Here is a 21,997-nt window from a genome sequence, read left to right as displayed (position 1 = left end):
ACGATATTAGCTTTGTGTTTCCCCAGCAGGACAAGCGCCCCAATGCCTACAACGGCCGTAAAAGAGACACCCTCGGCGCTTCGCTCTCAAAGGCGGTTGTGACTTGGCCGCCACCTTTAAGGACGAGTTAGACGTTGACTAGATTCTCCCGCGGCAATCGCGATAAGTTGGCTCACAGGAACTTCTTCTGGCTTACAGTCGCGGCATGTTCTTGTAGACACCCTGGCGGTGGCCGACCCTCACGACCTCGATGACGGCTTTCCTGTCCTCGATCCTTGCCAGGATGCGGTAGACACCGACACGCCAGCGCCAACCGGAATCGGTGCCCTGAAGCTGTTTTCCGTTCGGTGCGCGACGCGGATCCTCGCATCCGTCAAGGTGCTCCTGAACCCAGGACAGGATTATGAGCCGCTGCTTCTTTGGGATGCTGAGGAGTTGATTGGTCGCCGCCTTAGACCATTCGACGCTGAAGCTCACTCGGCCTCCATTGCCATACGCATGACGTCATCCATCGAATAGCGGGTGCCATCGTCTTCCATTAGCGCCTCGTTGTACGCCTTGATGTCGGCAGCCTCCTCAACTTTTTCGAGGGCGGCACTCCTCACGAATTCGGAAAAGGAAATGCCCAGAACGCTCGCATAGGACTGGATCCAGTCCTTCTCACACTCGTCGAACCTGATGGCGGTCGCACTCATGGCCATAGCTACTCCAATCAACGTACTACACCGTAGCACGCCCATTATACCCATTCGGCATGGGATCGGTTTCAAAAAGGTATTCAGAATGAGTATGCAGCTCCGCACCAGGACAAGCGCCTCCAAATGCCCTACAACGGCCGTAAAAGAGATGCCCCTTACCGGAAGAAGGGCTAAGTTTCTTGTTTTTGCGCCCCTCATGGGGTATAAGTTGTTTAAGGTGATCAGCACCGTCAATGCGCCGCTATTGAAGGCGCCCATCAGTCCGCGATAGGGATTTAAGGAGACGGTGCCATGCCGAACGAATCATTCCGCTACACAAAGCAAATATCGGACCAGGGCCGAGAGCGCTCTGTCGAAGTGCGCCGGGAGCGTGCAACCCTCAAACGGCGCCTCAAGGCGGGGGAGATCAGTCCCGCCGATGTCCTCAATGACGAGGGCAACGTCGCGGCCAAAATCAGGCTGTTCGCGTTCCTTAAAAGTTGCCCCGGTGTGGGGTCGGCGGGGGCAAGAACACTGCTTCGCGCATTGGGCCTTTCCGAGACGAAGACAATTCGCTCCCTGGGTCCCGTGCAGAAGGCCCGCATACTGACCATGCTGGAGATGATCGCCGGCGGCGTCCGGGTCGACCGCGTGGCCGAGATCATCATGTCCGAACGATAGAATAGAATCCGATAGGGGATTAGAGAAAGGCAACATCATGGATGAGAATAACCTCAACAATCAAGACGGCCAGGGCCAGGGCCTGAACCTCGTTCCCGATGGAGGCGGCAGCGGCAAGATGCCCCTGAAGCGCAAGGTCGCCATCGGCGCGACCGTCGCTCTCGTTGTCGCGGGGCTCGGGCTCTGCGGCGCATGGGCGACCGGCGCCTTCGCCCCCAAGTCCGAGATTACCAAGATCGAGGCCGATGGCGATAGCGGCAAGAAGCAGGTCTCCGAGAAGACCGAAGCCGTGGTGGATTGGACCGTAAAGATCGAGGCCGAGGGTGTGACCGCCGACTCCTCGCCCCTGATCACCCGCTACGTCTGCACCGACGGCGCTGATGAGGGCGTCGAGTTCTATCATGCCACCTCCGCACCCGACGCCATCGAGGGCAAGGACAGCGTGCGGCTGACCGAGGGCACCTGGGAGATCACCGCGATCCCCATCATCAACCCCGACGGCTCCATCACCACCCCCGCAGGCGGCGGCGAGCAGGCCGTTTCCGGCGAATCGAAGGACTCCGGCTCCACCGAGTTTACAGGCGAGACGAAGCCCGCCGAGAACGTGACCCAGGACGACATCGACAAGGTGCTCGACAAGGTGAACGAGGCGGTCTCCAAGGGCGACGGTACCCTCACGGGGGATGCCGGCAAGGACGTGGTGAACAAGGTCACGGACAACGCCTCCAAGGCCCCTGCCGCCGACAAGGAGAAAGTCGAGGAGAAGAAGGACGCAGCGGCCGACAGCGCCGTGAAGGCCGAGGACAAGAAGACCGATGCGGCGAAGCCGTCCACGGGCTCCGGCTCCGCGCCGTCAAAATCCGACTCCAAGCCCTCTTCCGGCTCCTCCAGCAAGCCGTCCCATGAGCATACGTGGCAGGCGCAGTACCGCAACGACCCCGTATACGAGACTCGCACTCGAACTGTTGTAGACCAAGACGCATGGGATGAGACCGTTAATGCAAACTATGATGAATTTAGATTCTCTGATGGCTATGTAACGACTTCTCTCGCAGATGCTATTAACCATCAGGATAGTACCGGGTGCTCTTACTCTATTTACACACCACAAGTTACTATTCACCATGACGCCGTTACGCATGAGGAACAATATCAGGTGCAAACTGGAACCAAGCAAGTGCTTACCGGCTACCGCTGCTCCGGGTGCGGTGCCACGAAATAGGTCCGAATCGGATAGATTGGCTCTTGGGAATCAGGTTAGAAATTGCTCCACGTCATATCGTTATTCGGTCGATTCGGCCTCGCCCTGCTCCTGATAATGCGACCAGATCACTTCGGCAAGAGGACATATCTTTATAGGGGAGTCGGGCTTTTCGTGCTGCTTGGTGCGCTCCTGCGCCTGGCCCGCGATATCCTGCCATATCTTATCAGCCTGACATAGGCCTTCCTCTTCCAGTTTGCCCGTTTCGCATCTGATTTATCGGGAAATGGTTCTTTGTTATCCAAAGCTCTCTAACACGAGGTGATGTATATGGCTCAGGTCTCGCCGGAAATATCGGCTGATGAATCAGTATGGGTGGACAGGGCAGCTGTCGAAAGCGATCTTTCCGTCCCGAAGGCGGTGAGCAGCGGAGATAGCCAGGATGCGGAATTGGATGAATCGCCAGCTTCCTCACAGTCTTGGTTACATCTCAACCGCCCCTATTCCGAGAGCGTCCGACTGGCTATGCGTCAGGCCGAGGTGCAGGAATACGGGTTGGCCGAGGACGATTCCGGGGATGACCCGATAAGGATACCGGACGATATACTTGCTGAAATGGGCATCAGCCCGGAAGAGGTCGGGCAATGAGTCGCTTTCGGGCGAGCGCTCACGGCATCAAATGAGACCTCGTCCCTGTTAGGATGGAACTTCCTTTCGGTTCCTTGCGACATGCTCAGACGGAATATTCGATTAACGCTGTAAGAAAAAAGGGCCCGCTCATTCGAGCGGGCCCTTCTGCTATATCGCGGATATGCGTTAGATCTTGCGCTTGCGGCAGACCAGGACGATTCCGGCGATGCAGGCCGCGACTCCTGCGGCGATTGCCACGTAGAGGACCCAGTTGCCGGTCTGCTCGAGGTTCTTGCCCTCGGGGGTGTTCTCGATATCGATGGTCTGGTCGGTATCCTCAAGGTCGGTCTCCTTGGAGATCTCCCTGCCGTCCGTATCGCGCTGCAGGCTCTCGAATACGACAGCCTGCTGGCCCGCGACGTCGGAGGCCTTGAACACCATGGGGACGTCCACATCGAGGTCCGAGACGGTGGGGGTGAACCGCACCTGTCCGTTGGCGATGACCTCGTAGGTGCCCAGCGTGGAGCCCCTTCCGGTCGATTCGGTTTCGGTTGCCGTATTGTCGCCCTCGGTCTTGTTGCTCTTATCGGAGGACACGAGTTTCACCTGGCCGCCACTCAGCTTCGTCACGATGTCGGCCGCGTCCTGAGTCGCGCCCGGCACGGTGAGCGTGTAGGTCCCGTCATCGTTCTTGGTGAGCTTCGCGCCCTCGGGGATGTTTACGAAGGAGCCCGTTCCGGTGACGTCGACGAGTGCCTTAGAGAGATCTGTGCCGGCGGCGTCGGTATCGGATCCCTTCTGGATGCCGTTGCCGGCAAGGGTCGAGGCGTCTTTCACGTCCGTGAGCGTGAGCTGTGTGCCGTCGGCCTTCTTGTTGATCGAGGCTGTGAGGGTGTAGCTCTGGCCTGGACGCAGGCCCTTGAGGTGGACGGTATCGACGATTGCGGCCTCGTCCTCGGGCTTCACAACCTTGCTGCCCTGGATTGTGGCCGCGGTGGTCTTGAGGCTCGGAGAGATCTCGACCGTCTGGTCCTTGTCCGTCGGGTCCTCGTGCGAGCCGATGAGGGTACCGTCGACGAACAGCTTCTCGAAAACTACGGTCTTCGCGCCGCCCAGCGCACTCGCATCGAAGGTAAAGGTCACATCCTTGGTTCCGTCCTGGGCCTGCGGCGTGAACTTGGCTGAAGCGGTGATTTCCTTGCCATCCACGCCCCTCAGCGCCTCTCCGGTCTCGGCATCCATGAGGGTGCCCTGGAGTTCGTATTCGGTGCCGGGGACGAGGCCGGTGTACTTGACGGTGTCGACGATGGTGGCCTTGCCGTCGGCGGTGACTTCCTTATCGCCGTCGGCGCCATCGGCTGCCGACGTCTTGATCTCGGGCGGGATGACCTCGACGGTCTGCCCCTCGTCGGTCAGGTCCTCGTGGCTGGCGATGACGTTGCCGTCCGCCTCGAGCTTCTCGAACACGACGAGCTTCTTGTTGGAAAGGGTCGAGGTGTCGACCGAGAACGTCACTTTCACCTTGCCCACGGTATCCTCGGGCTCGAAGGTCGTGGACGCCGTTACGGTATTACCCTCTGCATCCTTGATGGGCTCTCCGGTCGCCGAGTCCATCAACGTGCCGGTCACAGTGTACTCACGGCCCGTTGCGAGGTTCTTGTATGAAACCTCGTCCTCGACAGTTACGGCCTTGCCGACGCCGATGGACTTGTCGCCGTCTGCCGCATCAGTCGCTGTGGTGCCGATCTCGACGGGCAGGAACTCGATCGTCTGGTCCTCGTCCTCGGGGTCCTCATGCGAGGCCTGGATCTTGCCGTCCAGATAGAGGCGCTCGAAGACGACGGCCTTGTGGCCACCGAGAAGCGTGGCGTCGAACTTGAACTTAACCTTCTGCTTGCCGCTGGACGCCTTGGGGGTGAACTTGGCTGTGGCGGTGATCTCCTTACCATCCATACCCTTCAGGGCCTCTCCGGTCTCGGCATCCATGAGTGTGCCCTGCAGCTCGTACTCGGTGCCCTTCTTGAGTCCCTTGTAGGAGACGGAGTCGACGATCTCGGCCTGGTTCGAGGCCAGGAGCTTATGGTCCCCGTCGGCCCCGTCGGTCGCGGTAGTGCCGATCTCGATGGGGTTGTCGTCCACCGTGCCGCGGTCGATCGTGTAGGCGTCGCGGCTCACGGTCACCTCGAACTTGACGAGGTTGAGGCTGGTATTCGTTGTGCAGCGGAGTTCCTCGAAGGTGTAGGTGTCATATGGCAGCGCGCCCTTGGAGTCGTCTGCCGCGGTCTGGGCGTCCTTGGAGCCGGAGAACCACAGGCCGTTGTCGATGGAGAGCTTCGACTCGTCTACGGTGCCCTCGGCGTGCAGGGCGGCATCATTGCCGTTGGTGTTCTGGGTATGCGGGCAGGCGGAGGCCTCGGTCGTGAGGATGCCGTTCACGTCGGTGATCGCGATGTGGCTCTCGCCCGTGGTCTTGGACGTGATCTTGAACGGGACGCCCGCGAGACCGGTCATATCCTCGCCATGCACCTTATTGAAGGCGATGTCCCCGCGCTTGACCTGCTCGCGCACGGTGGGGGCGTCCTCGCTGGGCTCAACGAAGGTGGTTACACGCTCTGTCGTTGTATTAGATGTAATTTGCTGGATATGAATAGAATTATCCGAAAGAAGATATCCGCTGGGCGCCTTTGTCTCCTGGACAGTTACGGTGCCAATTGGGAGGGTAATGTTCCCATTTGTGCTCGTATAGAAGCTATCGCCGGAAACAAAGTATTTGTCTTTATCAAGGGTAACGCGCGCAAGAGAAGTGCGGCCATTCTCATCCGTTTTCAGAACCCAAGTCCTCGTGGCCTTCTCGGGCAGGTTCTCCTGGGTGTAGAAGCCGTCATAGTACTTGACGGTGAACTCCGCGCCCGCGAGCGTGCCGGCACCGAGCGGGGAGGCCTTGCCCGTCTCGCTATCGACCTTGGCGACCAGCATGTCGGCGGGGTCGTTCTGGGGCGCGTCGGTAACGTTCACGGTGGCAGTCTGGCCGCCCGACACGTTCACTTGGTGGATCCCCTCATCAAGCGCATAGGACTTGCCCGCCTTGGTCTCCTTGACGTAGTAGGTGCCCGGGGCGATATCGATTACGTTGGAGTCGCCGGATGCGTTGCAGGTGAGCGTTCCCACCTGCTGGGTGCAACCGGAGTCGGAGTAGACGCCGTAGGTCGCGCCCTCGAGCGAATAGCACGGGTTATTGTCGGAGATGCCGGGGTTGGAGCTCGCCTTCTTGAGCTTCAGCTTGCCCTTGTTGTGGAAGGTGATGAGGCACTGGGTGCCGGTGCCGTAGTTGACGAGGTAGATCGTGTCCTTGAAGGACTGGGGTGCGGGCCCCGGCAAATTCTTGTCCAGATTTGCAAGGAATGTGCCCGCGTTGATATTGCCGTTGTAGTAGAGGATGGTCTTATAGCACCAGTTGCGGAACGCGGCCGTCGTGCCCTGCATACCGTACTGGCTGGAGCTCTTGGAAAGCGCCGAGAGCGCGATATGCTGGATGGCGAGCATCTTGCCGTAGTCCAGGGGCGTGCCGTCGTACCAGTTGAAGTTCCAAAGGCCCTTCGCCTTCGCCTCTTCGAAACCCGGGCCCGTGGGGCCGTAGTAGAGGACCCTCGCCATACCGTCGAGGCGGTCTATCTTGGTCTGCTCACCGCCCCCTCCCGTATAGCACTTTGACCAGTCGCTTTCGATCGGAAGTTGCGCCTGGGCCGTTGAGGCGTCCAGCGGATGGCGTTTGGCCGGGTCGAGGCAGATCGCCGGCGTGCCCTCCGAGGTCGTCGAGTTGTACATGTAGAAGCCGCCGTAGTTCACGCGCTCGCCGCGCGTAATCGTCTCAGACGATGCGGCATAAGCGGCAGTCGGCGCCGGTACGACGGAGAGCACCTGGCTCGCGATAAGCACCGCTCCGGTGCCGAGGACCGCGCCTTTCTTGAGACGGGCGCCGATGCGGCGAAAGAGCCTGCCGGCGCACTCCTTCATCTTTCCTCCAGGTCGCATGAATGCTCCATTCTCTCGGTTACCGGAGAGGGGACGCGGGTTTCGGGCTGCGTTTATGGGTATGCGTCCCCATGGTCTAACGTACCGCCGGCATCGGCGCTATGCCTGCCGATTTGGTGCCACGGGGTGACAGTTCGCGCCTGCGGTGCTTATTGGACCTATCGTTTTCACGCTACCGTGTGAGGTATCCCAGTCGCCCGCTCGGAACAACTGTTCAGGGGAGTTCGGATCCGGTGAGGCTGCTTGTAGTAAACTGGACATTACAGATTTCCGGTCTGCCTTTTGACGACGCGAATACAATGGCGCGCATGCGCCCTCGTCAACGAGTTACCGGAGGAAATTATATGTTTGAAACCGATCCCAACATGGGCGCCGATTTAGTGCGCCGCGAGATGACGGTCCGCGAATTCCTCGAGAGCGCCACCGCGGTAGGGGAGTTGGTTGTTGTCACGTGCGGCGGGTGGCCCACCTGCACCGTGCATATCGACAGCGAGGACTATTTTCGTATGCCCGCCGATATCGCCCATCGGAAGGTGCTGAATTCGAGTTTCGGATCGATCAAGGTCACGACGCGTGAACCGTTGCCCATGGACGTCCCCGTCCGCTTTGTCGACTGCTAAGACGAGCGACAGGATTGAAGAATTCAACTGGAAACAAGGCATGGGATGACAGGGTGGAGATACAGGCGTTTGTATAGTGTAAACACTGCGACGAGCGTTCATTAACGCATGGAGAGGGCCGCTCGACAAGAGCGGCCCGACGAATGCCTGAAGCTAAATCCGACGAGTGCGGACAGTCTTACTATCAGAACTGGTTGTAGTTCTGTTCATATTAGCGGCGGCAAGATTGGACTTCAGCGATTTCGTGGATGGGCCGACGAAGCCGGCGTCCTCATCGAAATTCGGCCTATCCACGCCAAGCTCACCGAGCAGTTGATCCGAAAGTGACCGGTCGGTGAGAATTGGTGCTACCGTGGAAGCGAAATCAACCTGCATATCCTCAGCGTAAGTCAGAAGGGGGTCGGCTTTTCCCGCCCTGAACTCATCGAGAGAGTCGTAGTAGGCATCCTTGGACGCGTCCGTCACGATAAACGGAACAAGGCCGGCGCGTAGGCACTCTCTAAAGGCAATTGCCCTTCCGACCCTGCCGTTACCGTCCGGGAAGGGGTGGATTGTCTCGAATCGCACGTGGAACCTGACGATATTCTCCAGGGACGGCTGATACTTGTTATATTCGGAGACAAGGCGGTCGATCAGCGCGGGGACCTCCTCCGGTCGCGCCGTGATGACGCTTCCCACTCCGTTCCCCAAGACCTTCCATCGGCCGGGTACGTCCATCACTCCGTCCATGAGTTGCAGGTGGATCTCCTTTATGAGTTCGGGAGTGAGCTCCCTATCCAGTGAATCGAAAAGGAAATCGAACATTTTCGTGTGGTTTGCGGTTTCGCGGACATTTCCCGGGGTGGTAGAGTCCGCGAGAACGGTGTCCCTCGTTTCGAAAATCGTCCTCGTCTGCCATTCTGTGAGCGAGCTGCCCTCGATCCTCTCATGGTTGAACACGAAAGAGACGATGGACGTCTCATACACGCCGTTCGGGATGGAGTTCTCGCGCTCGAACCCGACCTGATCGATATAGCTCTGGACAAAATGTCGCTGCAGCTCCGGGCTCAGGGACCTATTCGCATGTGGGCTATCGGCGGGCTTCCTATCTTTATTTGCCCTAGCCAGCAAATTAAATAATTTGTTCAACATTTTTCTGCATACTCCGATAGACGCACCGATTCCTTACGACATTTTACCCCAGGATAGCAGTCGCCCACGACCGATCCTGTCACCCAATGGCACCAAACCACCCGGCACTATACATGTTGTCGATTTACGCTTTTGATGGGGCCGAATGCCCGCAAGCAACCATGGGCTTGTGGCGGGCTGGTCGCCACAAGGCCCCGTGCATCTGATGGCAACCGTAGTTCCTTGGAGGACATCGAGTGTTTGATAACCTTTCTCTTATGGGGCCGGATGAGGAGGAGCTCTCCCTCTCGGCGCTGGTGTCTTCAGCGGCCCTTCTGCCTTCCTGTGCCTTCTCCGCTTATTCCATCATCGTCAACATAGCTCCCACGATGGGCGGGCGTGCCGTCCTTTTCTATCTGACGCGGGGCTCCATCGAGAGCATCTGGATCCCCTTGGCCATATTCATCTTCGCCCTCATAGCGCGCAAGGTCGATGGCTGGCGATTCTACGCGCTCACCGCCGTGTTCGGCCTTGCGGCCTGCGCACTCGCCGTGCTGAGGCTCGACCTGTGCCATGCGGGTGTCTATTTGGCCGTTCTGGCCTGCTGCGGCCTATCCGCCGTCAAATCGAGGGAGTACTGAGATGGGTTCCTGGAAAAAAGGGGCTAACGGGGAAAAGTCAACTGATGCCCGACTGGCCGGGGATGCCGCACTGCTGAATGACGGCAAATCTGATACAGGCTTATTCACACCGGTCTCGCGTCGCGGTTTCCTCGCGGCCCTCGCCATCGCCGCCGGCCTCGGCCTGATGGGCGCGAGCGATGCGCTCGCATATGCAGCCGTCGACTTCGGGCCCGGAGCCGGCTATATCGGACCAAGCAAGGACAGCGGTGACCTGACGCATCCGGATCGGACCCGTGGCGTCAACGATCGCTGGTTCGGCTATGCGAACAACTGGGACTTATGGAATATCTACAATGACTACAGCCACCGACTTGGCTACGCCTTCGCGATGGTATTCGAGTGCGATTGGTCCGACGAGCTCTATGACCACATCGTTTTCCGTCCGTTCTACTACTGCACCTCCTACTGCGCGAGCAATCCCTGGAGGGGATATTGGCTGGGACGCGATGACGGCGACGACAACAAGGGCACGTGCTATATCGACGGCGTGCCGGTCGGCAACTTCGTCGGCAACCTCATCAACGACGGCTCCGAGGGCGAGGACCGCCATGTGAATGCCTACGGATGGCTCTACCACGGGTTCTATGAGGGTCCCGGATGGTCGACATTCCTGAGACGCAGGCAGGCAAAGACCGGCCACAACGTCTATGCGCATATCGATATCTTCAATTGCTGGAAGAACAACGTCAGGCCCTCATCGGCCATCGTCTCCTCGCAGAATGCTCCGAAGGATAGGGACATGTCCGTCCAGACCGACAAGATATATATCGACAACGACATGTCGCTCATGGGCGGCATCTTCAAGATCATCCCCGTCACCGCACCGAACCTGAGGGTCGACCTCGTCCAGGGCTATTACGAGAACAATGTCCCCGTCGCTCGCTACGAGAACGGTCGCGGCACCTGCCTCTACCATGACTATGACGGGGTCAATCAGAACTGGATGTTCTGGCCGAATAAATCCGATGGGCTGGGATGCTTCACTTTCTGCATCGCGAACATGATCGGCCCCGGTCTCGATCGAGGCCTGGATAACTATGGCCACACCTCTCCCACCATGGAGCGGGGTTACGCAAAAATCTGGCGTAACCCCGAATCGACTAACCTCACGAATTCCTGGTGGGTCCACCATGAGCCCGCTGTCACGAACGAGACGGACCACAAATGCTGGTTCATCACCTCCGATGCGGACGGGCAGAGGCTCGACACCTGGGGGGTTACTCGGGATGACAGCAGCACCTGCGTCGCCGTGTCCAATCCGGCGTGCCCGGGACTCTGGGCAACCCAGGTCAACGCCCAATGGATTCTCGAGGAAGTCGTCTGCCACGGCGACGTCGGGCTATCCAAGGACGAGGCCCAGGTCGGCGACAGCCTGAAGATTCTGGGGTGGCACAACAAGTTCAAGGACGAATCTAAGAGCATCAAGCCGGCGGGATATGTCCTGGGGGCAAAAAACGAGAGCGAACTGCCCGTCTACCCGATTTTCCGTCTGTACATGACGGACTCGGAGGAGGCGGTCGCAAGCGATGACACCGCGATCATGGCATCCTGCCGAGTCGCGACATGGGGAGGCCAGCAGACCGAGGCCTACTCGCACCACCATATCGGTTGGCCCCATGGGGGACATTCCATCTTCAGCCTCGAGATGCGTCTTCAGGATTCGAAATTCAAGGGATCGATTCACTATGCGGCACAGCGCTTCACCGGCGGCGAATGGGATGAGGGCGCCGACGGGTCCAAGGTGTGCTCGAATGGGGACTATGATACCGAGATAATCAGCCGCGTTAAGGTGTGGCTGACCGGGGACATCGCAGACGAGTACGACCTCGTGGTCAGGACCAAGCTGCTCGGCGGCACCTGCGCGTGGAGCGACCCGGTGTACGTCCACAACTCAAAAGACGAGCCCTTGACGCTCGAGACGGCACCGGCATGCGGTCCCGAGCCGGACGGGAGCTCCGATACCAAGATCTCGGGCATGAACGTCCACCTTATCCGCAAGCCGACGGGCGCGCGGGTGGTGCGGGAGTTCAGCGCCGAGGAGAACGTCAAGGTGACCGAGGAGTTCGGTTCCGGGTGCCTATACGCAGCCGCCATGTTGGCCCTTCGCCTTCCTTCCAGGAACACCGACCGCATATGGACGGACCGCTATCGCGGCACCGTCATATCCAAGCCCTGCCTCATCGAGTCGGCAAGCGTCGAGTACTATGCGGACGGCATCGATGACGGTCATCGAGTATATGTCGATAAGAATGTCCATCCCGGCGATCGATACGCGCCCATCGTGGCCGCGCTGGAGGCTGCCGGGAAAAACCCCTGCAACCTCTATGCACACTACGGCGAGGACGCGGCCACCGGATTCACGGGCTGGTTCAAGGACGCCGCCCTGCGCGATCCAGCCGGCTCCCTCGAGATTCCCAGGAAGGGCGCACTGAAGCTATACGGGCGCAACCGCTGCACGCTGCGCATCGAGTACGCGGAAGGATCGGTTGAGCCCGACGCCGGGACCGTCTACCGCAGAAAGCCGAGCGATGGCGCGGATGCGGTTGACGGTGCGCTCGGGCTGCCCGATTTCACCGGTCTTGCCGAGAGGCACAGGCTCGATAAGATCGACCTGCCGGCAATCGGCGATGGCGGCGTGGGGCATACCGCCTTTTACCGCGGCGAGTCCGTGACGCTCGCCGGCTACGAGGACGTCTTCGCCAAGCGCGAGGACGGAACGTGGCGCCGCCTCGTCTTCAAGGGCTACATGCCCGACAGGGCGGGGGGGGGGACGCCTCTCTCGACAATCAAGATGGAACGCGACACGACCGTCTACGCCCTGTGGGCGTATGCGGAGTCGGACGGCGTCGCCACGGCAAAGAACTAACGACGGCTCGGGACGGAGGCGCGGCCTCCTTCCCGAGCCCGCGCATGTCCCTGACGGGAGGTGTGCGTAGATGAGACTCGACAAGCACGATGAGGGGAAGAGCGAAGGCTCATCCTTAGGGGATACTCCCATTACGAGACGAGGACTGTTCGCGGCCCTGGCGGTCGCGGCAGGACTCGGCCTACTCGGCGCCGACACGGCGCTCGGGTGGGACTATTGGGGGCAAAATGCGGGAATCGGCCAGGGGGCCTGGGACGCCTATGGGATGCTCAACGGCAAGATCAACTGCTGTAGGGGCAGGTCAAACCCCATAAACCAATGCATGGGCTGGGCAAACGGATGGACCGAGTGGTACGCCTTCCGCTACGCCTACGTCCAGATCCTTCGTTACGCCCTGAACCTCCAGGTTGAATGCGACTACGAGAACGAGCTGTGGTTCCACCTCTCCTTCTACCCGTTGACCGCCTGCGGGGACGACAACTACAACCCCAGGGGCCACCGCCTATGGTTCGCGTGGGAGCATGACAACCTCGGAGCAATCAAGGAGGACGAGCAGGAGAACAATATCGTCACCTTCGATGGCAACCTTACCAACGAGGAGCTTGGGGTCGGCACCGGCCGACACGATACCGGATGGAAGCACTACCAGTACCATGACACGGGAAAGTGGTACAGGCGAACATCGAGAGACGTGACCCATAGGTGGGCCGCGGACCTGAACATCTTCAACATCTACGTCGAGGGCGTCTCACATGACGAGAACGTCGACGCCCTGCACTCCCAGACGGGATGGATATCATCCACCGTGGAGCATACCTACCTCACGACGGAGGATATCCAGGGCATCGTGTGCCGCATCCACGCCGCGGACGACGACACGCTCAACTGGGACGTGCGTGACGCCTCGATTACCGATGCGACGGATATCTATCAGCAGGCATATGGCGGTAATTTCAACCAGCTGTATCTCACCGAATTCTCCAAAGTCCGCGATGACACCTATCAATCCGACTGGGGACCCGTCCCGGGCTTTCTCACGACCATGCGACCGGCGCATGTGGCCGATGGATCCCGCGCGGTGATCGCCTCATGGGGCGGGCCATGGGACGGAAAGGAATTCAGCCATACCAACTGCACCCAGCCCTTTCAAATCAACAGCGCGGGCGTCCAATCGAGGGCCAGCGCATGGTGGGTAACGAAGAGGTTTTCCGAGGGGGGTGCCCTGTACGGCGACGGCGCGATGGCCATCATAAGCGATGCCTCGGGCCTATGCGTGAACAGGCCGAATGCGACCGTCGCGAAGCCTTCGAAGCTAAACCTCTTCCATAGCGGCTACAAGGATGGGGTGGCGGGCGACCGCGCTTCGGCATGGGTCGTGAAGGAGGTGCAGTTCACAGGCTCGCTCACGCTGAACGACGGCAAGCCCGAGCTGACTCGCGTGGAGCCCGTGGCCTGCTCGGACCCGCTTCTCACATGCAGCCCGTGCAGGAACTGGTCGGACGTCAAAAAGGGCAACGGGGGCAATGCCCCGACCCACTTCTCCTATCGCTGGTACCAATCGGAAACCGACGAGGTGTCCGACGGCTGCTCAGGCGCCTCCATTATCGGAACATGCCACCTGTCGAACTTCGGCGACATGCCCGAATGCGCCGCATACCGCCATGTCGGCATGAATATGTCCGAGCTGATGTGCATAGAGGCGCTCTCGCTTCGCCTCGAGGGCTCGCCATGGCAAGGATCGATCCGCTACAGCATGCTCGCCAAGGGCGGCGGGTGGAGCGATGCCGCGGCCGACGGGGAGCAAGTGGGCGAGGGAGGGAGGTCCCTGCGCTGGAGCGCCATCAAGGTCTGGCTCACCGGTGACGTCTCGCTGCATTTCGACCTCGAGGTAAGGGCGTTCAACTCGAACGTCGGCTGGACGGCGGGCTACGTTTCGGGAACGGGACTCGATGCGCCGACAGTTGATGGGGTAGGCGACCTCACCGCATCGAATGACCTGAGGTGCGTCCAAGTCGATTTGATCCCAAAACCGGAAGGAGCCGTGGTATTGCGGGATTTCTCGCGTGACGGTGGGACTCTAAACATCACGGAAGACGAATTCGCCGATATGCAGGACCGCTATCTCTCCTGTGTCGTCATGCAGGCATTTCCGACTGAACTGCGCAAGGGGGCCAACCATGACTCACCGCTCGTTCACCGGTTCCATGGATTCGTAAGCGCCGGGCCCATCCATATCGCAGGGGTAAAGGTCGTCTATCACGCCGACGGAGTGGATGACGAATCGGTCGTCTTCACGGAAACGGCCAAACCCGGCCACCACGCGGCCAGCGCGGAGGCCACCGCGGCCGCGCTGAAAACCCGATGCAACCTGAATGACCATTTCGGCGAGGAGCAGAGCACGGGCTTTACGGGCTGGTTTTCCGATACGGGGCTGACGAGGCCCTATGGGGGATCGGAGCTCAAGGCAGGCGAGGAACTCCACCTTTACGGCCGCAATCGCTGCACGGTAAGGATCGAATATGCGGAAGGCTCGCTTCATCCCGAGGAGGGGGCCGTGTACCGCACCGCCGCGAGCGACGGCGCCCCGGAGGTTGCTGGTGCCCTAGAACTCCCCGATTACGGCAAGGGACGTGAGTCCCATTCCCTCGGGGGGGGTCGCGCTGCCGGCCATCGTCGACGACGGGCGCGCCCACAAGGCCGTCTACTGGGGCGAGCGCGTCGCCCCGGCAAAACCCGAAGACGTCTACCGGAAGACATCCGACGGCACCTGGCGCCGGTATGTCCCGATGTGCTGGCTGACTTCAGCGAGCCAGCAGGGCGAATCGACCGGCTCGATTACGGCTAAGCGCGATACCGTCCTGTACATCAAGTGGTCTTTGGCTCAAGCCGACGGCGTCGTCAGCTCGAAATAGGGGGACCGGCGATAGCGGGCGGGAAAGGTTCCAAAAAGCTCCGCTCCAACTGTGATTTTGCAGGCTGTCGCCCGCGGGGAAGTGGAACCGGGGGAGCGTCGCGTTCGGCTCCCCCGGTTTTTCGATCAATAGGTGAAGTAGCCCGGCCACCTGTCGTGGCTGGGCGTCTTTTTTCTCTCAGCCTTCTTCCCCTCGAGCTTGGCGAGCCCGTCCCTCAATGCCGCTGTGCTAGGCGTATTCTCTGGGATCTTATGCCTTAGGGGATAAACTTCACGCAGATGCTCCAGTTGGGCGGCGTAGCGTGCGTTGATGAAGGGTGGGACGCCATCCGTCTCCCTGAACCCGTTATGGTCTGCCGCGATCTGGTCGATGAGGTCGCTCGGGTAGGTTTTAGTGGTGTACGATTCCGTGACCTCAAATTCAGGCCCTTCGTAGGAATCCCATGCGTCGATGCGCTCGATATGGTAGAGACGATCTGATTTCGAGCGCGATACGGCCATCCACTCCTGGGCGTCGTCCGAGCGCCATTCACTCATGCCGCAGGCAAGGAGGATGCGATCTGAATCGCCGTTCGCGTCGAGTTCATAGCCGAGGTTCGGGAAGTGGACCTGATGGTTGAAGAACAGGCTCCAGTCGGCACATGACTTGATGGCCGCGACCAACTCAGTCAACTCGAACGTAAATGTCGAGAGGTTCAGTTTGGATGAGGAATTCTCGCCCCTCATCGACCAATAGTAATTTCGCTTCTCTCTAGCCCTGTCCAGATTAAGCCTAATCTTCTCGGCATCTATGTCATTGAGGGTAATAGCAGTCTGTCCCAAGTTGGCCTTTGGCACGGCATCGCCATCGAAGTCCGCATATAGGTCGACGTGTATCCTGTCGGACTGCCGGATTTCGTCAATGAACTCGGCGACGTTCACGAACGGCAGAACTGTGAACGCATCCGCGTTGCCCCCGTATTTCATGCGGGACTCCTTGCAAAGGCTGACAACGGCGTCTCGATAAGAGAGCAACTCATGCCGCATACTAGGTGTTGCCGCCTTGCGAATCTGTTCGACGACCTGCCTAGGCATCTTGCGCGGGTCGGCGAGCAGGTACGGGTCGCTGTAGGCGAAGCTTTTTCCGAGCGCGAGCTCCTTGTACCCGGTGGCAGTGAGCAGGAGCTCGAATGCGGCCCTCGGCCATTTTTCGGGACCTCCGAACATGGCGTTCAGGCGCTTCGAGCAGTCGATGAGGCCGAAGTTCAAGTATGCCTCGTCCGGTACGCGGTCGATAGAATAACTGCTCGCGATCCGGTTCATGCGCCCGGCCAGCTCGTAGACCGCCACCCTCTTACGATCTTGCGGCCAGTCGGCGGGGGAGAGCCAGGTACCGCCCACAATATCTTCGGGCGTGCCGAATATCGAGAAGCGGCCCTCGAAGGAGATAAACGATGAGGCGGGGAGTGGCGGCGTCTTGTTGTTCCATATGACACCGGGGGCATCCATGAGGCCGGCGTCGACCGGGTCGGCGCAAAGGCGGTCGCTTATGAGCACGCCATCCTTTTTCGCGGTGTATCTGAACAGACCACGTGTCTCATTGAACCCAAGGGAGATCTTGCAGCCCTCGATCTCTCCGCTCCATACCTTCTCAAACATGCCAACCGCGACTTTCTTTTTTCGATGACTGATTTACTTTTGCCTTCTGGTCAAGTTTCGCAAGATTCTCCTTGAGCGCGGCCGTGCCGGGCACCGTCTTGTTTCGGGTACCCTCATGGGAGTGCCCCCTGAGCAGACGATCCGGGTCGATCGCGTAGCGGGCGTTGACGAACGCCCCCGGCTCGCCGTCCATCGTCATGGGCATGGTGCGCATATCCGGTATGTAATCCGATGGGAACGAGTCGAAGGTAATGTCCCATTCCTTCCAGGCTTGCTCGGAGCTCGTGAGGCCTTTATCCAAATACTTTGGCGCCTGCCACATCTCGACATAGTAGATGTCTTCCGATTTAGACCAAGAGACGACCTCCCATGCAAACGCCTTATGGCGAAGGCCGTAATCACCCACGGCAACGAACTCAGCGACCGTCTTTGCCGAGATGAGAACCCGGTCCGTCTCACCCTCGAGGTCCACGCCGTATTCGCCATCGAGGAAGGCGCCGGCCCAGCGTGCGTAGAGATGCGAACTGTCGCAATTTCGAAGATAGGCGTTGAACTCATCGAGGGAAAGCTTCCCCAAGTTCCTAACGTCTAGGGCGCCATGGAGGAGTTCATGTTCATCAAACATTTTCCTATACCAGTCGGCGGACTTAAGATTGACACTTACATCACCCAGTTCCAAGGTGCCACCGCCGAATGAGGTGAAGCTGGCGGCAAGCGAAAGGGTCACGGTGTCCCCTTCGGATAGCTCTTGGATGAACTGCGTCGCATCGACGCTGGGGATGACGCCGAAGCAGCGACCGCCCTCCCACTCCCAGTCTACATAGGGATACTCGCACGTAGCCTTCCTGTAGAGGGCGTATACCGCGTCACGATAGTCAAGAGCCCTGCCCTCTAACACGCTTCCGGCGCGAACAACGGCGGCAGAGAACTGCGGAGGGAGCGTACACCCAAAGAGCCCGGAGTCATTGTATTTATTCACGGGCATGGTACCGCGAGGGTAGTTGAGCACAGAATCAACAGCACGCCGCGGCCATTTGGAAGGATCTCCGTACATACCGTTTAGGAGCCTTGAGCACTCCTTTATGGCCAGTTGATTAGGGTTGACGTCATCGGTCAATCTCACTATGTCGTTTCTCCTCATGAAGAGATCCCGGACCGTCTCGTCCTTTCTCACCTCCGGCCAGTCACGGGGAGTTCGCCATGTGCCCGAGACGATCTGGTCGGGTGAGGAGAAGGGGGCGAATCGACCCTGCATCTCCAAGGGCGCCGGCGGGATAAGCGCCATGTCGTAGGGATCATCCGGCCGGTCGTTCTCAGAGCGCGCCATGAGGCCGGATATTACCGGGTCGGCGCATTCATAGCTGTCAAGGGGTTCGCCGTCCACCGATCCGCTCACTTGGAACAGTCCGGTGGACTCATCGAATTCAAAGGTAAGGTCCCACTCGGTACCGTCTAGGCCAGGTGCCGCGCCTTCCCATACCTTTTCATACATTGTTATCTATCCCCCCGGTCGCTAATGTCCGAACTTGGGTCCGTTGCCGCTTACTCTCTGGTCTTGGTGGTGTCGTAGGCTCCCCACAGACGCCATTCCCATTCCATGGCCAACCGACTTCTCCGGAACGACCGCGATAGAGCGAAGCTGCGTGCTCTTAAACTCGCGCGCGTTGGCGTATGCGGCCATGTTGTAGGCGTTTTCCTGGCGCACCATCTCCCGCTCGATTTCTGTGGCAACGAGCGCCCTGTCCGAATACGGGTCGAACGCGGTGGCACAGGAGACGAGCCTGGACAGTGCCGAGGGGCCATCGATAAAGGTCAGGGGGACCGAGTAGCGCTCCCTGCAACACCTAGCGGCGACGGCGCGCGTAAGGCTCTCGCGCCACCCCGCGCCCTCTGCGACGGTAAATGAGTTAAGGGAACTGAATCCGTTCTCGCGCATGATGTCGTTGAGGTCGTCGGTCTCGATATAGCCGTCCTGTCCGGCGATGGGGTCATAGATGTCGTAGGCGTCCTGCAGTACCTGCCAGGCCCCGTTACCGATGGGCCAGGCCATCGCGAAATCGGTCGTCGTCCCGTTCATCGCCTGGAATCCGAGGCCGTGGACCGTGAAGCTGCCGCACCATGTGAGGCCATAGCGGGCGCCATCGTCTGCACCGGGCCTCACCGACGGGCCGTCATCAGTGTCCCTCAGCCAATTCGGAAGCATGCTCGGGTCAAGCTCCTCGGCCATATCTCTCCCTCCGTCCGATCTTTCGATGTTCAAATCATCGTTTCGGAGGCAGTGGGACGGGCGGCTATGAACAAGTGTTCCAAGACGAGTGGCACCTCATGGCACCAAGTGGGGGAGCGGCGGCATTTGCGGGTTTTTATGCTTGAAGAGTCTGTTTTCAACGGAAGGGAACGCTATGGATACATCCGATGTCTATACCCAGATATTCCAGTCGCTCATGCCGCTAATTCAGATTGCCATCGCGCTTTGGGCGGCAGAGACGCTTCTGACGATGTTCATAAAGGAGCATCGCAAGTCCAAGAAGAAAAAGGAACGGGAAAAGCGCCGCCTTGAGTACCAGGACCGGCGCATGGCCAACGATGAGGAACACGCGAAGGTCACGCGTGCGATGCGTTATGACGTGCTGCGCCGAGACGGCTTCAGGTGCGTCAAGTGCGGACGTGGCCGCGAGGACGGCGTGAAGCTCCACGTCGACCATATCAAACCCGTCTCACGAGGGGGAAAATCCGTAATGAGCAACCTGCTGACGCTCTGCGAGGACTGCAACTGTGGGAAGGGAAACAAATACGAGGAGTAGCGTATCTGATAGCAAACCCTCTAAGTATCCTTCTCATCGTTAACCACCGTCGCGCGGCGAGTGCCGACTGTATCGAGATGCGAGCCGATGAATACTTTGCCGTCGGGCTCGAGCTCAATGCTGCCATCTTCATAGGGGGCGGCCATGCGCTCGAGGTCGGCATCGGTGATACCGTGCTTCGCCATAAAATCGTTAACGTTCATGTTAATCACCTCTCCAAGCCGAGTTCCCTGAGCGTCTTGCCGCTCGGTGGAATCATCCCGTGTCGCAAAATCGAAACAATCATCCACGAAATCATCAATGCGCCAAACTCGATGGCGTGTCGTGCTGCCCCGATATCCAGAGAGCCTACTGTTCTTCACGCCGCTGCCGCTCGATCCATTTTTGGACGGCGAGGCAGGCGAGGGCATTGGCTAGGCTTGCGCTCATACCGTCCGGCCGGTCGTAGCCGATATGATCGGCCACATCAGTCAGTTCAATGTGTGCGAGGCGATTGTAGTTACGATTCGTCTCCCCGAGCCATAGACAATATTCATACATCGTATCTGTGACCCTGGCACCTGAGGCGGGCGCAGCGTCGTTGTGTTCCAGGAACCTCATGACGAGTTGGGCGTTGTAGACGATAACCTCGTCTGCGCCCCAGATGATCTCCCTGATCTTTACCTGGTCGTCGAAAAAGGAGGGGAGGTCTATCTGGTTGTCGGGGGCCACCCCGTTGACCTCAGATGCCGCCCGCCACAACTCCATGCGACTTGGCCTGTATCTCCCCTCATGGACCGCATTTCCCGCCCAGTCCACGATCGCGATGGCCACGATCTCATCTTCAACGGGGTTGGGCCCCGTCGTTCCGAGGTCCAGGCAGACAACCTTCGGGGCCTGCGCCTCGAAATAACCCGTCATCATGCCGTCGAGCCGGCGGCGAAGCACCGGATTCTTTCTGAACGAGCGCGCAAGAAGCTCGATCTCGTCGGCCGATCCGGTTACACGCATGCATGCCATACGCCGTTCCTCTCACTAGTTGGTGACCTCGCCGTTAGCTGCCTCGACTCTATCACAGCACCGGATAGGCCTTTTGTGGCGCCTGCGACCAGGAGGTCATTAAATCTTGTCGAACATATGTTGTACGGCCGCGTACGTAGTGGTCTATCTGCGTTTTCCATGTCACCATTTGTCACCCCTTGGCACCAAATTACTTTCTGTTGATGCATTTCGCGGGGCAAAATCTTATTTGGGGGTGGAGGTCCATCCCATCGTGTCGACGGGGGCTGAAGACTCGAACCCCCAACCGAAAGGAGTGCATCATGGATTCTGGAACCATGAACGCCATGGCCATGTACCTCATGGCCAAGACCTACAATGTCCGTCGTGCAGCTGACGAGAAGTTCGGTGCCGTGCTCTCCACCGAGATGATCATCCTCATCGGCCTGCTTGCCCTCGCACTTGTCTCCGTGCTTTCGATTTATTCCGGCAAGCTCCGCGATGTCATCACGATGGCGACCAATGTCGTCGGCAAGATCGGCACCAACGGCTACTCGCTTACGTAATATAGCTCGATTTGCCTTCCCCTTTTGGCCCCGTCCCGGAATCAGCCTGGGACGGGGTTTCTTTTCGGCTACCCCCTTCGAAGCCCTTTCGCTACGGTTGGGCCCTTTGCCCATTCGGCTCGAAGTCGAGATGCTCGGAACATGGCCTTCCGGCGACGCTCGGAAACGTTATCGGGAACGTCCCGACGTCAGTCTATAATTGGATAAAACCCTCCAATGCCGGGAAAGGCCCGGCCTCATGCCTTCTTGCAGAGGGGGAGGGGTAACTGTGAACAGTTTCCAAATGAATAGCGTGCACCTGACCGAGGCCGGCAGCGGCACGGTCGAGCGCTGCCAGGACTCCAGGGGCCAGATGCACGTGCGCAACCAGGTCGGAAAGCTCCGCATCGACTCCGAGACCGGCGCCACCGAGATGGAGGTGTCGCGCGGTCTCAGCGATGCCGTCTACGTGGATGTGGCGACCGGCGACATGATCCACGAGAACACGGTGGGCAGCATCCGCTTCCGCACCGACTCGACCGGTACCGTCATGGAGTACCTGCTCTAGATGCCTATGGAATGTCGGAATAAAGAAAAAGCCCCATACGGGCGGCCTGTTTA

19 protein-coding genes are annotated in these 21,997 nt (G+C 59.3%); 10 read left to right on the top strand and 9 right to left on the bottom strand.

All coding sequences use genetic code 11. From position 1 onward, the window contains the following. Positions 1 to 192 precede the first annotated feature (192 nt). Together I1969_RS05010 and relB are read right to left on the bottom strand one after the other, a co-directional pair. Positions 193 to 477, bottom strand: coding sequence for a type II toxin-antitoxin system RelE family toxin (locus tag I1969_RS05010; protein ID WP_195233486.1), 285 nt, complete (start codon positions 475 to 477; stop codon positions 193 to 195). Next, entirely contained in the window at positions 474 to 701 is a 228-nt protein-coding gene (relB, locus tag I1969_RS05005) for a type II toxin-antitoxin system RelB family antitoxin (RefSeq protein WP_195233484.1), read from the bottom strand. Before relB ends, I1969_RS05010 begins: the two co-directional genes overlap by 4 nt. A 288-nt stretch (positions 702 to 989) precedes the next feature. On the opposite strand from relB, the gene mihF reads away from it, so the two are divergent. The 3 genes from mihF (at position 990) to I1969_RS04990 (ending at position 3,207) form a co-directional block, all read left to right on the top strand. Next, positions 990 to 1,358, top strand: a complete 369-nt coding sequence (gene mihF, locus I1969_RS05000) for an integration host factor, actinobacterial type (RefSeq protein ID WP_195233482.1) — start codon at positions 990 to 992, stop codon at positions 1,356 to 1,358. Positions 1,359 to 1,395: 37 nt separating this feature from the next. Then, a complete protein-coding gene (locus I1969_RS04995; RefSeq protein ID WP_195233480.1) occupies positions 1,396 to 2,580 on the top strand; it encodes a hypothetical protein in 1,185 nt (394 codons plus the stop codon). A 309-nt stretch (positions 2,581 to 2,889) separates the two neighbouring features. Further along, entirely contained in the window at positions 2,890 to 3,207 is a 318-nt protein-coding gene (locus tag I1969_RS04990; protein WP_195233478.1) for a hypothetical protein, read from the top strand. Between the two features lie 168 nt (positions 3,208 to 3,375). On the opposite strand, the gene I1969_RS04985 is transcribed toward I1969_RS04990, so the two are convergent. After that, a complete protein-coding gene (locus tag I1969_RS04985; protein WP_195233476.1) occupies positions 3,376 to 7,221 on the bottom strand; it encodes a VaFE repeat-containing surface-anchored protein in 3,846 nt (1,281 codons plus the stop codon). Between the two features lie 344 nt (positions 7,222 to 7,565). Here I1969_RS04985 and I1969_RS04980 point away from each other — a divergent pair, with 344 nt between their 5' ends. Continuing rightward, the gene (locus I1969_RS04980) at positions 7,566 to 7,841 is read left to right on the top strand and encodes a hypothetical protein (protein ID WP_195233474.1); all 276 of its coding nucleotides are present in this window, start codon (positions 7,566 to 7,568) and stop codon (positions 7,839 to 7,841) included. Positions 7,842 to 7,994: 153 nt separating this feature from the next. Here I1969_RS04980 and I1969_RS04975 read toward each other — a convergent pair whose 3' ends face one another. Continuing rightward, entirely contained in the window at positions 7,995 to 8,972 is a 978-nt protein-coding gene (locus I1969_RS04975) for a Fic family protein (RefSeq protein WP_195233472.1), read from the bottom strand. A 236-nt stretch (positions 8,973 to 9,208) separates the two neighbouring features. On the opposite strand from I1969_RS04975, the gene I1969_RS04970 reads away from it, so the two are divergent. From I1969_RS04970 to I1969_RS04960, 3 genes are all read left to right on the top strand, one after another. After that, positions 9,209 to 9,592: a hypothetical protein gene (locus I1969_RS04970; RefSeq protein ID WP_195233470.1), complete on the top strand. Its 384-nt coding sequence runs from the start codon at positions 9,209 to 9,211 to the stop codon at positions 9,590 to 9,592. A gap of 1 nt (position 9,593) precedes the next feature. Beyond that, a complete protein-coding gene (locus I1969_RS04965) occupies positions 9,594 to 12,500 on the top strand; it encodes a hypothetical protein (protein WP_195233468.1) in 2,907 nt (968 codons plus the stop codon). A gap of 70 nt (positions 12,501 to 12,570) precedes the next feature. Further along, positions 12,571 to 15,345, top strand: a complete 2,775-nt coding sequence (locus I1969_RS04960) for a hypothetical protein (RefSeq protein ID WP_195233466.1) — start codon at positions 12,571 to 12,573, stop codon at positions 15,343 to 15,345. A gap of 192 nt (positions 15,346 to 15,537) precedes the next feature. Here I1969_RS04960 and I1969_RS04955 read toward each other — a convergent pair whose 3' ends face one another. Genes I1969_RS04955 through I1969_RS04945 form a run of 3 tightly spaced genes read right to left on the bottom strand, consistent with a single transcriptional unit; the run spans position 15,538 to position 19,252 of the window. Then, a complete protein-coding gene (locus tag I1969_RS04955; protein ID WP_195233465.1) occupies positions 15,538 to 17,049 on the bottom strand; it encodes a hypothetical protein in 1,512 nt (503 codons plus the stop codon). After that, a complete protein-coding gene (locus I1969_RS04950) occupies positions 17,042 to 18,541 on the bottom strand; it encodes a hypothetical protein (RefSeq protein ID WP_195233463.1) in 1,500 nt (499 codons plus the stop codon). Before I1969_RS04950 ends, I1969_RS04955 begins: the two co-directional genes overlap by 8 nt. A 21-nt stretch (positions 18,542 to 18,562) precedes the next feature. After that, positions 18,563 to 19,252 carry a hypothetical protein gene (locus tag I1969_RS04945; RefSeq protein ID WP_195233461.1) on the bottom strand — a complete coding sequence of 230 codons (690 nt, stop codon included), beginning with the start codon at positions 19,250 to 19,252 and terminating at the stop codon, positions 18,563 to 18,565. 199 nt (positions 19,253 to 19,451) lie between these two features. On the opposite strand from I1969_RS04945, the gene I1969_RS04940 reads away from it, so the two are divergent. Beyond that, a complete protein-coding gene (locus tag I1969_RS04940; RefSeq protein WP_195233459.1) occupies positions 19,452 to 19,853 on the top strand; it encodes an HNH endonuclease in 402 nt (133 codons plus the stop codon). A 20-nt stretch (positions 19,854 to 19,873) separates the two neighbouring features. On the opposite strand, the gene I1969_RS04935 is transcribed toward I1969_RS04940, so the two are convergent. Next, positions 19,874 to 20,056, bottom strand: coding sequence for a hypothetical protein (locus I1969_RS04935; RefSeq protein WP_195233457.1), 183 nt, complete (start codon positions 20,054 to 20,056; stop codon positions 19,874 to 19,876). Positions 20,057 to 20,201: 145 nt separating this feature from the next. Beyond that, on the bottom strand, positions 20,202 to 20,852 hold the full coding sequence (locus I1969_RS04930; protein WP_195233455.1) for a 3'-5' exonuclease: 651 nt from the start codon (positions 20,850 to 20,852) through the stop codon (positions 20,202 to 20,204). Positions 20,853 to 21,154: 302 nt separating this feature from the next. Between I1969_RS04930 and I1969_RS04925 the strand changes: the two genes are divergently transcribed. Both I1969_RS04925 and I1969_RS04920 read left to right on the top strand, forming a co-directional pair. Continuing rightward, positions 21,155 to 21,397, top strand: coding sequence for a hypothetical protein (locus I1969_RS04925; RefSeq protein WP_195233453.1), 243 nt, complete (start codon positions 21,155 to 21,157; stop codon positions 21,395 to 21,397). Positions 21,398 to 21,665: 268 nt separating this feature from the next. Beyond that, entirely contained in the window at positions 21,666 to 21,944 is a 279-nt protein-coding gene (locus I1969_RS04920; protein WP_195233451.1) for a hypothetical protein, read from the top strand. Positions 21,945 to 21,997 lie beyond the last annotated feature (53 nt).

The organism is Collinsella aerofaciens, assembly GCF_015548375.1.
Lineage (GTDB): Bacteria > Actinomycetota > Coriobacteriia > Coriobacteriales > Coriobacteriaceae > Collinsella > Collinsella aerofaciens_AB.
Note: the sequence above shows the minus strand (reverse complement) of the source record. Positions and strands in the feature narration are given on the sequence as shown.

Coding starts and splice junctions, on each gene's coding strand:
- relB (WP_195233484.1), bottom strand. CDS start 701: ATGGCCATGAGTGCGACCGCCATCAGGTTCGACGAGTGTGAGAAGGAC.
- mihF (WP_195233482.1), top strand. CDS start 990: ATGCCGAACGAATCATTCCGCTACACAAAGCAAATATCGGACCAGGGC.
- I1969_RS04995 (WP_195233480.1), top strand. CDS start 1,396: ATGGATGAGAATAACCTCAACAATCAAGACGGCCAGGGCCAGGGCCTG.
- I1969_RS04990 (WP_195233478.1), top strand. CDS start 2,890: ATGGCTCAGGTCTCGCCGGAAATATCGGCTGATGAATCAGTATGGGTG.
- I1969_RS04985 (WP_195233476.1), bottom strand. CDS start 7,221: ATGCGACCTGGAGGAAAGATGAAGGAGTGCGCCGGCAGGCTCTTTCGC.
- I1969_RS04980 (WP_195233474.1), top strand. CDS start 7,566: ATGTTTGAAACCGATCCCAACATGGGCGCCGATTTAGTGCGCCGCGAG.
- I1969_RS04975 (WP_195233472.1), bottom strand. CDS start 8,972: ATGTTGAACAAATTATTTAATTTGCTGGCTAGGGCAAATAAAGATAGG.
- I1969_RS04965 (WP_195233468.1), top strand. CDS start 9,594: ATGGGTTCCTGGAAAAAAGGGGCTAACGGGGAAAAGTCAACTGATGCC.
- I1969_RS04960 (WP_195233466.1), top strand. CDS start 12,571: ATGAGACTCGACAAGCACGATGAGGGGAAGAGCGAAGGCTCATCCTTA.
- I1969_RS04955 (WP_195233465.1), bottom strand. CDS start 17,049: ATGTTTGAGAAGGTATGGAGCGGAGAGATCGAGGGCTGCAAGATCTCC.
- I1969_RS04950 (WP_195233463.1), bottom strand. CDS start 18,541: ATGTATGAAAAGGTATGGGAAGGCGCGGCACCTGGCCTAGACGGTACC.
- I1969_RS04945 (WP_195233461.1), bottom strand. CDS start 19,252: ATGCTTCCGAATTGGCTGAGGGACACTGATGACGGCCCGTCGGTGAGG.
- I1969_RS04940 (WP_195233459.1), top strand. CDS start 19,452: ATGGATACATCCGATGTCTATACCCAGATATTCCAGTCGCTCATGCCG.
- I1969_RS04935 (WP_195233457.1), bottom strand. CDS start 20,056: ATGAACGTTAACGATTTTATGGCGAAGCACGGTATCACCGATGCCGAC.
- I1969_RS04930 (WP_195233455.1), bottom strand. CDS start 20,852: ATGGCATGCATGCGTGTAACCGGATCGGCCGACGAGATCGAGCTTCTT.
- I1969_RS04925 (WP_195233453.1), top strand. CDS start 21,155: ATGGATTCTGGAACCATGAACGCCATGGCCATGTACCTCATGGCCAAG.